The sequence below is a fragment of the Succinispira mobilis DSM 6222 genome (assembly GCF_000384135.1).
In the GTDB taxonomy this organism is placed as follows: domain Bacteria; phylum Bacillota; class Negativicutes; order Acidaminococcales; family Succinispiraceae; genus Succinispira; species Succinispira mobilis.
The window spans coordinates 489,537-505,102 of the sequence record NZ_KB913028.1 but is presented as its reverse complement, the minus strand read 5'-3'; the positions used below and the strand labels follow the sequence as shown (position 1 = coordinate 505,102).

Genomic DNA, 15,566 nt, shown 5'->3' with positions numbered 1-15,566 from the left:
AGGATAATTACTTAGAATAGCTCGTCGTCATCATCATTAATTGTCGTGAAAACATGTTCATCAACAACATCTTCATCAAAATTATTTATATCATATAGAGGATCTTCTAAATCCTCTGGCTCATGCTCTTCTTCCAAGCTAACTTCTTCAACAGCTTCTTTTTCTTCAACCTTTTTCGGCATATGACGATGCGATTCGAACACTGGCAAATCTGCTCCTGGTATTTCTATATCTTTAACTGGTTCGACATCATCTTCATTATCCCCAATAGGAATTTCTTCTTCATCCTCATTTAGCACTTTAATATCTAAGCCGATACTTTGTAATTCTTTGATAAGTACTTTAAAGGACTCAGGTACTCCTGGTTCTGGCACGTTTTCACCTTTAACAATTGCTTCATAGGTTTTTACACGGCCCACAACATCATCAGATTTAACAGTCAACAACTCTTGTAGCGTATATGCAGCACCATAAGCTTCCAGTGCCCAAACTTCCATCTCTCCAAATCTTTGTCCACCGAATTGAGCTTTACCACCCAACGGTTGTTGTGTAACTAGAGAGTACGGGCCTGTAGAACGCGCATGAATTTTATCATCAACCAAATGATGTAATTTCAGCATATATACATAACCAACAGTTACTTTATTATCAAATTGTTCCCCGGTTCGACCATCATAGAGCACAGTTTTACCATCTGGATCACGACCGATTAGCTCTAACCCACGGAAAATATCAGTTTCATGCGCACCGTCAAATACTGGTGTAGCAATGTGAATACCAGCTTTGTCAGGAATTGGCATGCCATATTTATCCATATCATAACCAAGTTCATCAAGTTTTTCGGCAATACCTAGCTCACTAGCCTTGATTTGCATTCCTAAAGTTGCTGCTACCCAACCTAAATGAGTTTCCAGAATCTGTCCGATATTCATCCGACTTGGTACCCCTAGAGGATTTAGTACAATTTGTACTGGTCGACCATCTGGTAAAAACGGCATATCTTCGCGCGGCATAATCCGCGACACAACCCCTTTATTACCATGACGACCCGCCATTTTGTCCCCTTCAGAGATTTTACGTTTTTGAGCGATATATACGCGCACTTGTACGTTTACCCCTGGTGGCAACTCGTCACCATTTTCGCGACTAAATACTTTTATATTAACAATTTTACCAGCTTCACCATGTGGTACGCGCAGTGAAGTATCACGTACTTCCCGGGCTTTTTCACCAAAAATAGCTCTTAAAAGCTTCTCTTCCGCCGTAAGTTCTGTTTCTCCTTTTGGAGTTACTTTACCTACTAAAATATCACCAGGGCGAACTTCCGCACCGATACGGATAATCCCACGTTCATCCAAATCTTTTATGGCATTATCACCAATATTAGGGATATCGCGAGTAATTTCTTCTGGTCCCAATTTAGTATCACGCGCATCACACTCATATTCTTCAATATGAATCGAAGTAAATACGTCGGCTTTTACTAAATCTTCATTTAGCAAAATCGCATCCTCATAGTTATAACCTTCCCAAGGCATAAAGGCTACGATCACATTATAGCCTAGCGCTAATTCGCCACCATCAGTTGCTGGACCATCTGCCAACACTTCATTTTTAACTACTCGGTCACCTTTATAAACAATTGGGCGTTGATTTATACATGTTCCTTGGTTAGAACGCTTAAACTTTAACAATTTATAACGATCCAAAGCGCCGAAATCCGTACGAATATGAATTTCATCACTAGTTACGCGTTCAACTACCCCTTCATTTTTAGCTAAAATACAAACTCCAGAATCTACTGCCGCCTTATACTCAATACCTGTACCAACTAATGGCGCCTGAGTTCTAAGTAATGGCACTGCTTGACGTTGCATGTTCGCACCCATCAAAGCCCGATTCGCATCATCGTTTTCCAAGAAAGGAATTAGTGCCGTTGCAATAGAAACAACCTGTTTAGGCGAAACATCCATAAAGTCAACACGTTTTACTGGCACTGATAAAATATCATGACGATAACGTACCGTAATCTTATCATCTTTAAAATAACCATCTTCATTGAGTGGTTCATTAGCTTGTGCGCAATAGAATTCATCTTCTTCATCCGCTGCTAAATAAACAATTTCATCGGTAACTTTATTGGTTGTTTTATCAACTAAACGATATGGAGTTTCCATAAAGCCAAACTCATTGATAATCGCAAATGTTGATAAAGAACCAATCAAACCAATATTCGGTCCTTCTGGTGTTTCAATTGGGCACATCCGACCATAATGGGAGTGATGTACGTCCCGAACTTCATAACCGGCGCGTTCTCTACTCAAACCACCAGGCCCAAGTGCAGAAAGACGACGTTTATGTGTAAGTTCAGCCAAAGGATTAGTTTGATCCATAAACTGTGATAATTGGCTGGAACCAAAAAATTCTTTAACCGCTGCTACCACAGGACGAATATTAATCAACGCATTTGGTGATACTTGCTCAATGTCTTGTACAGCCATCCGTTCCCGAATAACTCGTTCCATACGCATTAAGCCACTACGATATTGTCCATACAGCAATTCCCCTACACAACGTAAGCGACGATTCCCCAAATGATCGATATCATCAGTATTGCCAACTTCATCCATAATATTTAACAAATAGTTATAGGCAGAAAAAACATCTTCTACCATTAAAGTTCTTTGTGTATAGGAAGTATCGCCAATACACAGCATTTTAACTACTTTTTCTTTTTTGCGAATTTTAAATTCTTTAATACTTGGATCACTAAACACGCCCGCTTCATCTAATTCAGCAATCATTTCTTTGCTAATTTCTACACCGGCGGGGATAATTACCTCACCCGTTTGATTATCAATATATGGCGCATCGAGAACTTTATTCAGTAAACGTTTCCGCCACCCTAGTTTTTTAATTAATTTATAGCGACCAACTTGCGATAAATCATATTTTTTACTATCAAAAAACACTGATTCAATCAATTGTTGCGCATTTTCCAAAGTTGCAGGCTCACCAGGACGAACGCGTTTATAAATTTCCACTAATGCCTCTTCACGAGAATTAGTATGATCTCTCTCTAAAGTCGCTTGTACACGGTGGTCATTGTTAAAAAATGCAGCTATTTCACCATTGCTTGCTAAACCTAAAGCTTTTAACAACAAGGTAGACGGGAATTTGCGCGCTCTATCTACTCGTGCATAAATAACCCCATTAGCATCCGTTTCAAATTCAATCCAAACACCACGACCAGGAATTACTGTCGCCCCGTAAAGATTATCACCAGTAGTATCCTTCGTTTGTGTGTAATAAACACCAGGAGAACGAACTAGCTGACTTACGATAACCCGTTCAGCTCCATTAATAATAAAAGTGCCAGTATCAGTCATTAAAGGCAAGTCACCCATAAATACGCGCGATTCTTTAATTTCACCAGTTTCTTTATACAATAAACGAACATTTACATTTATTGGCGCAGAATAACTCGCATCGCGTTCTTTACATTCTTCAACACTATACTTAGGAGTTCCAATTTGAAAATCCTCAAAGCTCAATTCCAAGTTGCCCGCAAAATCTTGTACTGGGGACATTTCTTTAAAGCTTTCGCGTAAACCGGCTTCTAAGAACCATTTGTAGGAATTCTTCTGAATTTCAATTAAGTTCGGCATGGCGAGAACTTCTTTAATCTTTGCATAGCTATAACGCATTCTCTTACCAACTGGAACTGGCTTGAACATATAACCACCTCTTAAGTTTATTTTTAAATTTTCTTATCTGTAAAGACGAAAATAGCAAGGGCTTACTTTATCAGCATAAGTTCCTTGCTTATCTTGTTGAACAACGGATTGCATTATAAATAAAAACAATACTTAACCGCTAAGTTATTATTTTGATTATAACCATAGTAATACCAGTCTAGTTTTGTATTATACCATGAAAAAAAATAAATTGCAAGCTTTTTTAGTTTCTCTCATTTTTAGCCAAAAGGTCTAAAACAGGCTCAAAACTCTAATTGAGCAAAGCACTTTTTTTCGCAACCATAATTTTCTTCGTTATTTTCCGTTTCTTCTAATATTTAATTTTTAATTGGGTAAAATAATATGTGACTAGCTTTATCAATTGTCAATTATCAATTGCTGCTTGAGTAATTTTTATTTTACATTCGCTGCATTTGCTAAAATCAACACCGCACTACAAACTACCATCAACAAGGTCATCCGTTTAAAAGCTTGAGCATTAATACGTTGAAAAAGTTTTTCACCAAAATATAGGCCAAAAAACAGTGCTGGCAGAGAGTACAAGACAAATTTCCACAGCGAACCAACCTGCATTGTACCAAAACCAAAAGCTAAAATTACGCCAATAACATTCATTACTAAAAAATATCGTGTTAAATGTCCTCTAAATAACGCCTTATCTTCAGCCATACCGGCATTTAAATAATACATAATTATCGGTGGTCCATTAATGCTAGTTGTCGAGCCCAAAAATCCCGAACAGGCTCCGACTAAGCGCTCTATCCGTTTAGGGTGTTTAATTTCAATCCGCCGCTCTTTCCACAAGCCCCAAGCCGTAAATAATAAAATAATCGCAATAAAAATTTTTAGCCAGTATTCATTAATCGCAGCCAAAGTATAAGCTCCTACTGCCGAACCAATAAGCCCAGTAAATAACAATGGCCTAATATCCCTGAAACTACCCGCGCCACTAACCAGCTTTAACATCGACAACCGCGCAATCAAAGCCGTTAACATCGTTAACATCACACTCTCTTTGGCTGGCAACACCAGGGCCAATAGCGGTGTCGTCACAATTGCATAGCCAAAACCAGTAGTTGTCTGTAAAAAATTCGAAAATAAAATCACGCAAAAAACATAGATATCAACAAACATCGCCTACTCCTTTTGACTATTTATTTTCACTGTTCAATTACTGCTATTGTATCGCAAATTTTCGCTTTAGACAAGCAAAAACCCGTATGCAAATTTCTTTGCATACGGGTTTTAATTTAGCTTTGGCTAAATTATTTAATTTCAACAGTTGCGCCAGCTTCTTCAAGTTTTGCTTTAAGAGCTTCTGCATCAGCTTTAGAAATTTTTTCTTTAACTGCTTTAGGAGCGCCATCTACTACTTCTTTAGCTTCTTTTAAGCCAAGACCAGTTGCTTCACGAACAACTTTGATTACGTTGATTTTGCTAGCGCCAGCGTTAGCAAGAATTACGTCGAATTCAGTTTTTTCTTCTTCAGCTGCGCCACCTGCTGCTGCTACTGGAGCTGCTGCTACTGCTACTGGAGCAGATGCAGATACACCAAATTCTTCTTCCATAGCTTTTACAAGCTCAGAAAGTTCTAATACTGTCATTGCCTTAACGGCTTCCATAATTTGTTCTTTATTCATTATATATACCTCCAAAAATTTTGTTTTTTTATTTTTTAATATTTTTATCAGACTGTCACCAGTCGTAATAACCCTTAGGAAACAAGAAACTCGCATATAAAATTATTATGCAGATTCTTTTTGTTGTTTAACAGCATCAAGCACATAAACGAAGTTGCGAATAGTTCCTTGAAGAACTGTAGCAAAACCGCTGATTGGCGACATCATGCTGCCAAGTAATTTCGAAAGCAACACTTCGCGTGATGGTAAATCTGCAAGAGCTTTAACGCCATTTGCATCGATTACACTACCTTCAACAATACCCGCTTTAATTTTAAAGTTTTTATACTCTTTATCTTTAGCAAATTCACTAACGATTTTAGCTGCGGCAACTGGGTCTGCAGAAGACATTGCAATTGCAGTAGTGCCTACTAAATAAGTATCTAACCCTTCAATACCAGCTTCTTTAGCTGCGATTGCAGTTAAAGTATTTTTTATTACGCGATATTCAACACCAGCTTCACGCATTTTACGACGTAAAACAGTATCTTGAGCAACTGTTAAGCCACGAAAGTCAATCAACACAGCACCTTTAGCACTAGTTAATTTTTCTTTCAACTCAGCTACAACAGCTTGTTTTTCAGAACGAATAACTGACACGTAAATCCACCTCCTTTTTAAAAGATAATCAAAAAAGACCTCACGGTAGGAAACCGGAGGTCAGAGTAACTCTGAATATTTTACTAGCCTTACGGACAGTAAAACACAAGCAAATAATAACAAATGTTATTTCGCTTAACCTCGGTAGGCGATAAATATACTTACTTAGTTTCCTAAACCTACTGTCTACAGTTTGATTATCTATATTTACTTATAACAGTTTTATTTACCCAATACAGCTTTAACCGCATTCACTTTCACACCAGGTCCCATAGTTGTAGACAAAGTGATCGTGCGAACATATTGGCCTTTAGCGCCAGATGGTTTAACTTTTATAAGAGTTTCAATCAAAGTTTGAACATTTTCTAGAAGTTTGCTTTCATCAAAAGAAACTTTTCCTACAGGAGCATGAATGTTACCTGCTTTATCTGTTCTATACTCAATTTTACCAGCTTTAATTTCATTAATAGCACGAGTTACATCAAGAGTAACAGTACCAACTTTTGGATTTGGCATTAAACCTTTAGGACCTAATACTTTACCCAATCTACCAACAAGACCCATCATATCTGGTGTAGCTACCGCTACATCAAAATCAGACCAGCCAGCTTGGATTTTAGCTACCAATTCTTCAGAACCAACGAAATCAGCGCCAGCAGCTTCCGCTTCTTTTACTTTATCGCCTTTTGCAAAAACTAATACAGTTTTGCTTTTACCTGTACCATGTGGTAACACTACTGCGCCACGCACTTGTTGGTCAGCATATTTAGGGTCAACACCCAATTTTATTGCTACTTCTACAGTTGCATCAAATTTAGTTACAGAAGTTTTTCTCACTAATTCAATTGCTTCTGCCAAGTCATATAATTTGTTTTCTTCAACAAGCTTAGAAGCTTCTTGATATTTTTTGCTTAATTTAGCCATTTTAGCTTTCCTCCTAATTGTGGTCTAACGGATTTTTCCTCCCACAGCACAGACAGTTATCAACAACTTAGTCAATAATTGTAATACCCATGCTACGTGCAGTTCCTTCAATCATTCTCATTGCAGCTTCAACATTAGCAGCGTTCAAGTCCACCATTTTGCTTTCAGCAATCTCGCGTACTTTATCTCTACCTAATTTAGCAACCTTTTTCTTGTTAGGTTCGCCTGAAGCAGTTTCAATTCCCGCAGCTTTTTTAAGTAATACAGCAGCTGGTGGAGTTTTTGTGATAAATGTAAAAGAACGATCTTCAAAAACTGTAATTTCAACCGGAATAATTAATCCCGCTTGAGCTGCAGTGCGTTCATTAAATTCCTTAACGAAAGCCATAATGTTAACACCTGCTTGACCAAGAGCTGGACCTACAGGTGGAGCTGGAGTAGCTTTTCCTGCTGGAACTTGTAATTTTACCATTTTAACTACTTTTTTTGCCATTTCTTACACCTCCTTAATCAATACTTTCTACTTGCGATACATCTAAATCCACCGGAGTGTCTCGACCAAGCATCGCAACTAGAACCTTAACTCGACTTCTATCTTCATCTATTTCAATAACAGTACCAGTTAAGTTTTTAAAAGCAGCATCTGTGATGCGAACTACTTGCTTAAGTTTTAGGTTGATTTTCGGCTTAGGAGTTTCTATGCCCATATCTTTAAATAGTTGCGAAACCTCATAGTCACTCAGTGGGACTGGTTTAGTTCCAGAACCAACAAAGCCAGTAACGCCTGGGGTATTACGAACTACATACCAAGACCGGTCAGTTACTATCATCTCTACTAAAACATAACCTGGGTATTTCTTCTTCTTCTTTACCTTTTTCTTGCCATCCTTAGTAACTTCTACTTCATTTTCCATAGGTACTAGAATACGAAAAATTTCGTTTTCCATCCCTAGAGAATGAATTTTTCTCTCTAAGTTAGCGGTAACGCGATTTTCATAGCCAGAATATGTATGGATTACATACCATCTTTTAGTTGATTCCATATTATAGTATCAAGATAAAGCCCTGCTTTACCCTATCCTCCTAAACTAACAATATACCTTAACCTAAGTTAAGCCTTCATAATCCAACGAAACAAAACATTAAACAAAGCGTCAATGCCCCAAATCAAGCTGGCAACAATAACAACTGCTACAAACACTACCGCAGTGTAGGCTACTAACTCTTGTCGAGTTGGCCATGTTACTTTTTTTAGTTCAGTTTTCACTTCACGCAAAAAGTATTTCCACTGTGAAGTACCTCTTGTATTTACAGCCTCTTGATCAGCCATCTGTCACATTCCTCTCTGCAATTAACCGTCTTTCGACAATTAATCTAGTAATTATTTTGTTTCCTTGTGCAAAGTATGTTTTTTGCAAAACTTGCAGTATTTGTTTAGCTCAATACGATCCGGATCATTTTTCTTGTTTTTGTTTGTTTGGTAATTACGTTGCTTACATTCTGTACAAGCCATAGTTACTAAATTACGCATGTGCTACACCTCACTTATTACAAAATTTATATCACCCTATTACAATCTTAGCATAAAAAAAAGCATATGCTTATAGGTAATTAGATAAAATATTACTGATATACTGTATCATAATTAAAAATTAATGTCAATATTTGTTAGCCTTTAAAAATATTATTTTAGCGATTAAAATAATAAAAACCTCTAATCGAGGTTTGTTTGTATATATTTGGTGGCGGCGCACGGATTTGAACCGCGGACACTTCGGGTATGAACCGAATGCTCTAGCCAACTGAGCTACGCCGCCAAATTAAGCAATTTAATTTTTTAGTTTTGGAGCTGATGACCGGGATTGAACCGGTGACCTTATCCTTACCAAGGATACGCTCTGCCGACTGAGCTACACCAGCAAAATCATTTGGTTGCGGGGGCAGGACTTGAACCTACGGCCTTCGGGTTATGAGCCCGACGAGCTACCAACTGCTCCACCCCGCGATATCAATATGAAATTGTTGATGAATTTATTGGTGGAGAGAGCTGGATTCGAACCAGCGAAGGCGGAGCCGGCAGATTTACAGTCTGCTCCCTTTAGCCACTCGGGAATCTCTCCATATTAAAATCAACCTTAAACAAAAAAAGATTGGAGCTGGTGATAGGAATTGAACCCACAACCTACTGATTACAAGTCAGTTGCTCTACCGATTGAGCTACACCAGCGCTTTTCTTGACAAAAATTATTATATATCATTTGAGATATTATGTCAACACTTTTTTTACAACTTTTCTGTGGAAAATTAAAAATAACAAATATCCGCCATTTTACGCACTATACTTCTATATTATAGCACTAAAAATTAACTACACAAGCTTTTTCCAGACAATTTTTCAATTACTATTTACTCAGTTTCGCGAGTTAAATTTTTACTAATTAATACTTTTCTTATTTTTTTCTCCGTAACTTCTAAAATTCGAATTTGTAAATTCTTAAATACTACTTCCCGTGTACTATCTTTAGGCGGTATTTCTCCTAAAATGCCAATTAACCAGCCATTTAAAGTCTCATATTCTTTAGTAGGTAGTTCCATTTCCAATACTCTACTCAACTCATTTAAGCTAATCAACCCATTTACTTCGTACAAACCCGCCTCTAATTCTTTGAACTCCAAATCGTTTTCGCTATCATACTCATCAAAAATATTGCCCACAATCTCTTCTAACAAATCTTCCATGGTTACAATCCCGGCTGTTCCGCCATATTCATCTATTACAATCGCCAAATGCACCTTAGCTATCCGCATGGTTTCAAAAACTTCATCAATATTTTTCTTACTAGGAACAAAAAATGGTTTGCGCATGTAATCTCGGACCTTAAAGTTTTCCAAATCCGACTTTGCCACTAGAGCAATCAAGTCTTTGATATAAACCATACCAATAATATTATCTAAATTGTTTTCATACACCGGAATACGCGAAAATTGTTCTTTATTTATTGTAGCCAATAGTTTTGTCAAACTTATATCGGCCTTAACACCTACCAATTCAATCCTATGCGTCATAATTTCTTCAACAGTTTTATTATTAAACTCAAAGATATTATTAATCATCATTTTTTCCCATTTGTGAATGGTCCCTTTTTCTTCACCAACATCAACTAACATTCTTATTTCTTCCTCAGTAACATCATCCTCAACCGACTGCGGGTCTATACCTAATAACCGCACAAAAAAATTAGTAGATACCGTAAGAAATTTCACAAAAGGGCTGGCTATTTTTAGTAGCAATAGCAGTGGTTCAACTACCATGTAGGAAATACTTTCCGCTTTCTTCATCGCAACTCTTTTGGGCACTAATTCGCCTAAAACCAAGGTGAAATATGACAAAATCAAAGTAATCAAAAGGACAACTGCAACTTTCAATATATACGCACTTACCGGCAAATTATATTTTTGCAAAAACTCTAACAACGGCGTAGCAAAAGATTCGGCGGCAAAGGCACTCGCCAAAAAGCCCGCCAAAGTTATCCCGATTTGTATTGTTGCTAAAAATCTACTCGGTTCACTTAATAATTTAACCAATTTTCCAGCTTTTATATCCCCCTCAGCAGCTAATAATTTTATCTTGTTATCATTTAGAGAAATCAACGCAATTTCTGAGGCGGCAAAAAAAGCATTCAACATAATCAGAGCAATCAATAATAAAATTTCTGTAGTCAAAATTTAGCCTCCATTTTCTTCTATAATATAGCTAGAATCAACCTCCAGCTACTTTTTTTTGCAGAATAGCACATCCTATGAATTTTTTCAACTTTTATCATAATAATTACCGCTAATTATTCACCAGCAATTATATGAAAATATGTTGTAATGCTTAGTGGCAAAACTAGACATTACAACATATTATTAGCAAAACTATTTTATTAACTTGCAAGTGAAATACCAGTAAGATAAAGCCGCTAAAGCAAAACGATAGTAGGCAAAGGCTGCCAAACTGGATTTATTTAAAAATCTTAAAAACCAAACTATGGCTACATAAGATACTAAAAACGCTACCACAAACCCTACACTAATCATATATAAATCATTTCCCGAAAGAGCATGCATACTCTTTAGTAAATCATAAATACAAGCCACAAACATCAACGGTACTGCAATTATAAAAGAATAATCAGCCGCTGCCTTGCGCGAAATCCCCATAAACAGCGCTCCAGAAATCGTAGAGCCCGAGCGAGAAAAACCTGGCCATAACGCAAAAATTTGAAATAAGCCGACAAAAAATGCTTGCTTTAAAGTAATTTGCATAACATCTTCTGTATGTTTTCTTCCCCCAAAGCGCTCTGCCAACAGCATCATTACCCCGCCTGCAATTAAGCCAATGATTACTGTATACGGAGAAAACAAATACATTTTTATGGGTTTATGTAGCAAATACCCGATTCCCATTACCGGTACAATCCCCGCTGCTACATGCCAAACACTCAAACTATTATTTTTATCCCAAGCCTCGGCTGTAAAAAACCGCTGAAACTTATCTTTGTAAAAAAATATTACCGCCAAAATCGCTCCTAATTGTATGAAAACCTCAAAAACACTTGCCGCCTCATCATTATAGCCGATTAAGTTTCCCACCAAAATCATATGCCCCGTCGAAGACACAGGAATAAATTCTGTTAATCCTTCTACAATCCCGATTATTATCGCTATCAAAGTGTCACTCATTTTCATACCCCCAATTTTAAAAAACAACTATTTAATTATACTTTAGATAGCGAATATTCACAAGCGCTTCCCGCATTTTTCCTTAAATACTCCTCCATTAACTATTACTTATTTTTTCTGGGCCTGTTTTCTTTGTCTTTTTTGCAGATACATTTCTTGGTCAGCACGGGCCAAAATACTTTTAAGATCTTCATTGGTAATTTCCCCATATTCAGCAATCCCATAGCTTATATGCCAAGCATAAGGTTTAGTACTTTGTGCATTTAAGCGTTCTAGTTTTTGCACAATACGCTGTAAAACTACTTCAGCTATTGCTCGCGCACAATTATCCAAAATCAAAACAAATTCATCGCCACCATAACGAAAAACCACATCATGGCTCCCCAAATTGCCCCGAATAACTTTCGCAATTTGACGAATGTAGGCATCGCCTTCCTCATGCCCATAAGTATCATTTACATATTTAAGACCGTCAACATCAATAAAGGCCACGCTCAAAGGCTCGCTACTGCGATTTTCCAAAGCATTTTCCAAAAAATTCAGCCCCGACCTTTTGTTCATCAAGCCTGTCATATCATCAATACTGGCATATTTCCGCAAAATCTCCTCAGCTTCTTTTTGCGGCGTTATCTCTACTAAGCCTATAAGTACACCATATTTTTCTTCATAACTAATTATATTAGCCGAAAGCAAGGCCACTCTGCCACGGTGTTCCTTATCCAACAATTCAACTTCCACATTTTCTAAAATTTCACCAGCAATTATCTTTTCCCACAGCTGGGAAAATTGCTCTGGAGATAAATTTAAAGTATGCGCAAAATTCATATCTTGGCTTGCCGCTAGCGCATTTTTCAGTAAATTTTTCGCTAGATTGTTCAACCTAACAATTTTACAATCATCAATATCGACAAACAACATCGCTGCTGGAGCCGTTTCAAAAATTTTAAATAAATTTCTCCGACTAATTTCTACCTCTCGTAAAGCTAAACCGACCTGCTCCCAAGTTGGTCGGAAAATGAAGATAAATTCCAAACAAACGGTAATCAAGGCCACCAATAATATTAAACATTCTAACGACCTTATTTCGCCAATTTTATCACGTGATTCTTGGTCGTATTGAAAAACAATGGCATCCATCCCCCGCAAAAAGTCACCTTCGTTCGCTTGCATAATCTGCAAATAAGCAAATAGCTGGCGATGTTTTTCTAAACTATATTCTGGACCTAGTTCTAAAATATTCTGAGCCGTCTCAACCATAATTTGATAATTAGGTTCAATAAGCGCAAACATTTTTTGCACTTTAGAGCTGTTATCACCTGGTAAACCCATACTTTTATTGCCTTGTTGTAGTCCTTGATGCGATTGTTGCCACAAGCTCAAAGCTGTATATATTTCATAATGATACATCTCCCGCTGAGCACTATCACTACTAAAGTATAACCCCAGAGCAGCTTTATTAATTTTCTGGCTCAACATTCGTTGCCGTCCAGCAATATTAATCACCCGCGAATCATCTTGTTCAAATTTCAGGGCGCGTTGCAACATAACTTCACCTAAGATTAACATTATTACAATAATGCCCAAAGCTAAAATATAGCGTTGTTTTAACATTGTTACAATCATTTTTCGATTGCCTAGCCGCACCGTGTTCCCCTCCTTTTAAACAAATTTTTCCGCTGACAAAGTCCGCCACTAATTTTAGTATTTTCTTAATATTATATCAAATAGAACATTTGTCCACAATAATCTAAAACTAGTTGCTTTACAATCAACTTCTAGTTTTAGATTATCGTCAGCTTCTTAACTCCAGCATTTTTAGCACATAAAAAAAGCTAATTTCAAGCAAAGCTTAAAATTAGCTTTTCAGCATTTAAACTATACACTAATCGCCTAAGCAAATCCCTAGTTTTCTCGCAAAGCGTACCAATTCACCCTCAATATCCACAAACCGAGGTTTATCGGCCACACAATCAATTGGCACAGTTACTATGGCATCATCGCGTAAAGCCACCAAAACATTGGTTTTGCCTTGCTGATAGGCTTCAAAAGCGGCCACCCCATATCTAGTTGCCAAAACTCGATCATAAGGCGTAGGCGTTCCCCCTCTTTGCAAATAGCCTAAAACCGTACAGCGACTTTCAATTTTCAAGGCCTGCTCAATCATCTCCGCAACCTTATTACCCACTCCGCCTAGACGAATTTTCTCAAAACTATCTTCCACCAAACGAGCTACAGTCAGTTCTCCTCCTACTTCTGTTGCCCCTTCAGCTACAATAACCAGACTTGATTTTTTGCCAGCTCGACGGCGTTGTTCGATTGCCGCAAAAACCTTCTCGCGTTCAAAAGGTATCTCCGGAATTAAAATACAATCCGCTCCGCCGGCAACGCCCGCATGCAAAGCAATCCAGCCTGCATAACGGCCCATAACTTCTAAGACCATCACCCTATGATGAGAATCCGCTGTAGTTTTTAATCTATCTAGCGCTTCCGCCGCAACACTCATTGCTGTATCAAAGCCAAAAGTTCGTTCCGTACCACTGATATCATTATCAATGGTTTTCGGTACGGCAATTACTTGCACCCCAACTTTTGCTAGTTCGGAGGCAATCTTCAAGCTACCATCGCCGCCGACCGTGAACAACATTTTAATATTGTGCTTACGCAAATTTTCTATAACAACTTGATGTCGATCTTCAAAAACAATACCCTTAGCTGTATGCACAGCATAATGAAAAGGATTATCTCGATTAGTAGTTCCTAAGATTGTTCCACCCCGAGCCAAGATATCCGCAACATCTTCCAATTGTAACAATTTAAATTTATCCTCAATCAAGCCGCCAAAACCATCGCGAATCCCATAAATATTTAAACCGGCTTGCAAAGCACTCGTAACAATTGCGCGAATCACCGCATTTAAGCCTGGGCAATCTCCTCCTCCTGTTAAAATTGCTACACTTTCCTTTTCTCCCATTTTATCCCTCATTTCTAGTCCAAAGAGAATGTTTGCACTCCCTGCACATTATAACTTATTATTTGATTACTATGTTCCTTTTTAAAATTCAATTGTTCGTTTTCATAATATCCTGGCCAAGCAACAATCAACGGTTTTTCTTCACTGACTTTTTTAATTACTTGTAAAGCATCAATTCCTAATTCTGGGTTAAATAAGGTTTGGATTCGGTCTAACATTAAAACATCAGCATTATAATTATTTAAAATACTTTGCATTGCTTCTACAGCTTTAGCATTTTTCTCAGTCGGTAATACACCGTATAAATCATGTACGCTTACCAAATCACGACAATCTACATACCGCCACCGCTGAGTTCCTGCTAAATCACGCAATACTTGACTTTTGCCACTGCCTGGTTTACCAGTTACTATCACAAGCTTTTCTTTTACACCAGATAGTTGTTTTACACATGACACTAAATCTTCTTTTAAATTAGCCATTGCACTCATCCCCTTACTTAAATTTCAGCTTTACAGCCTTAGTTATTTAATTAAGTAATTCGACGATAGTGTTAAAACTCCTTTTAATTTTTCAAAATTAACTACAAAATATTTTCCACCCTAAAGGCGCTGTGCTAATAATTTGCACTAAAACGCAAACTGGATTAAGCAATAAAACCGCTTAATCCAGTTATAAATAGTCACCTTTGTTTAAACCAAAAAGCAAGAATAAATTTTTAATTACCTAAGCACTTAGTTCATATACTTAATTTAAACAAGGCGTTTCCACCAAACGCCTTGTTTAATTATAAATCTCGGGAATATTAACACACTTTGCTTATAATAATTCATTTAAGCGTAAATTACAAGCTTTTCACCAAAGATGTGTCTGCAGGCTTAAGCAAAACCGCGACTTCCACTTTCCTCC

The 15,566-nt window shown here is 37.4% G+C and carries 14 protein-coding genes, 5 tRNA genes and 1 other annotated feature; all 19 genes read right to left on the bottom strand.

Annotation, left to right across the window (positions count from 1 at the left end):
• Positions 1–11 precede the first annotated feature (11 nt).
• The 19 genes from rpoB to brxF all read right to left on the bottom strand — a co-directional run bounded on the left by rpoB (position 12) and on the right by brxF (position 15,139).
• Positions 12–3,737 carry a DNA-directed RNA polymerase subunit beta gene (rpoB, locus tag SUCMO_RS0102410; RefSeq protein WP_019878842.1) on the bottom strand — a complete coding sequence of 1,242 codons (3,726 nt, stop codon included), beginning with the start codon at positions 3,735–3,737 and terminating at the stop codon, positions 12–14.
• A gap of 414 nt (positions 3,738–4,151) precedes the next feature.
• Complete coding sequence (locus SUCMO_RS0102405) at positions 4,152–4,892, bottom strand: sulfite exporter TauE/SafE family protein (RefSeq protein ID WP_019878841.1); 741 nt, start codon at positions 4,890–4,892, stop codon at positions 4,152–4,154.
• A gap of 131 nt (positions 4,893–5,023) precedes the next feature.
• A complete protein-coding gene (gene rplL, locus SUCMO_RS0102395) occupies positions 5,024–5,398 on the bottom strand; it encodes a 50S ribosomal protein L7/L12 (protein ID WP_019878839.1) in 375 nt (124 codons plus the stop codon).
• 105 nt (positions 5,399–5,503) lie between these two features.
• Positions 5,504–6,037 (bottom strand): 50S ribosomal protein L10, encoded by a 534-nt coding sequence (rplJ, locus tag SUCMO_RS0102390; protein WP_019878838.1) that lies wholly within the window; start codon positions 6,035–6,037, stop codon positions 5,504–5,506.
• A gap of 21 nt (positions 6,038–6,058) precedes the next feature.
• Positions 6,059–6,247 (bottom strand) — a sequence feature (ribosomal protein L10 leader region).
• A 12-nt stretch (positions 6,248–6,259) separates the two neighbouring features.
• Positions 6,260–6,961: a 50S ribosomal protein L1 gene (gene rplA, locus SUCMO_RS0102385; RefSeq protein WP_019878837.1), complete on the bottom strand. Its 702-nt coding sequence runs from the start codon at positions 6,959–6,961 to the stop codon at positions 6,260–6,262.
• Positions 6,962–7,028: 67 nt separating this feature from the next.
• Complete coding sequence (gene rplK, locus SUCMO_RS0102380) at positions 7,029–7,454, bottom strand: 50S ribosomal protein L11 (RefSeq protein WP_019878836.1); 426 nt, start codon at positions 7,452–7,454, stop codon at positions 7,029–7,031.
• A gap of 13 nt (positions 7,455–7,467) precedes the next feature.
• Positions 7,468–8,004 carry a transcription termination/antitermination protein NusG gene (nusG, locus tag SUCMO_RS0102375; RefSeq protein WP_019878835.1) on the bottom strand — a complete coding sequence of 179 codons (537 nt, stop codon included), beginning with the start codon at positions 8,002–8,004 and terminating at the stop codon, positions 7,468–7,470.
• 68 nt (positions 8,005–8,072) lie between these two features.
• Positions 8,073–8,291, bottom strand: coding sequence for a preprotein translocase subunit SecE (gene secE, locus SUCMO_RS0102370; protein ID WP_019878833.1), 219 nt, complete (start codon positions 8,289–8,291; stop codon positions 8,073–8,075).
• Positions 8,292–8,342: 51 nt separating this feature from the next.
• Positions 8,343–8,492, bottom strand: a complete 150-nt coding sequence (gene rpmG / locus SUCMO_RS0102365) for a 50S ribosomal protein L33 (RefSeq protein WP_019878832.1) — start codon at positions 8,490–8,492, stop codon at positions 8,343–8,345.
• A 209-nt stretch (positions 8,493–8,701) separates the two neighbouring features.
• Positions 8,702–8,778: transfer RNA gene (locus tag SUCMO_RS0102360), tRNA-Met, on the bottom strand.
• 27 nt (positions 8,779–8,805) lie between these two features.
• Positions 8,806–8,881, bottom strand: a tRNA-Thr gene (locus SUCMO_RS0102355).
• 9 nt (positions 8,882–8,890) lie between these two features.
• A tRNA-Met gene (locus SUCMO_RS0102350) sits at positions 8,891–8,966 on the bottom strand.
• A gap of 30 nt (positions 8,967–8,996) precedes the next feature.
• Positions 8,997–9,081: transfer RNA gene (locus tag SUCMO_RS0102345), tRNA-Tyr, on the bottom strand.
• A 31-nt stretch (positions 9,082–9,112) separates the two neighbouring features.
• Positions 9,113–9,188 (bottom strand) — tRNA-Thr (locus SUCMO_RS0102340).
• A gap of 179 nt (positions 9,189–9,367) precedes the next feature.
• A complete protein-coding gene (locus SUCMO_RS0102335) occupies positions 9,368–10,684 on the bottom strand; it encodes a hemolysin family protein (RefSeq protein WP_019878831.1) in 1,317 nt (438 codons plus the stop codon).
• A 195-nt stretch (positions 10,685–10,879) separates the two neighbouring features.
• Entirely contained in the window at positions 10,880–11,686 is an 807-nt protein-coding gene (locus SUCMO_RS0102330; protein ID WP_019878830.1) for an undecaprenyl-diphosphate phosphatase, read from the bottom strand.
• A 108-nt stretch (positions 11,687–11,794) separates the two neighbouring features.
• Positions 11,795–13,330 carry a diguanylate cyclase domain-containing protein gene (locus tag SUCMO_RS10905; RefSeq protein WP_019878829.1) on the bottom strand — a complete coding sequence of 512 codons (1,536 nt, stop codon included), beginning with the start codon at positions 13,328–13,330 and terminating at the stop codon, positions 11,795–11,797.
• 238 nt (positions 13,331–13,568) lie between these two features.
• Entirely contained in the window at positions 13,569–14,657 is a 1,089-nt protein-coding gene (locus tag SUCMO_RS0102320; protein WP_019878828.1) for a 6-phosphofructokinase, read from the bottom strand.
• A gap of 14 nt (positions 14,658–14,671) precedes the next feature.
• A complete protein-coding gene (brxF, locus tag SUCMO_RS10205) occupies positions 14,672–15,139 on the bottom strand; it encodes a BREX-3 system P-loop-containing protein BrxF (protein WP_019878827.1) in 468 nt (155 codons plus the stop codon).
• Positions 15,140–15,566: the final 427 nt, after the last annotated feature.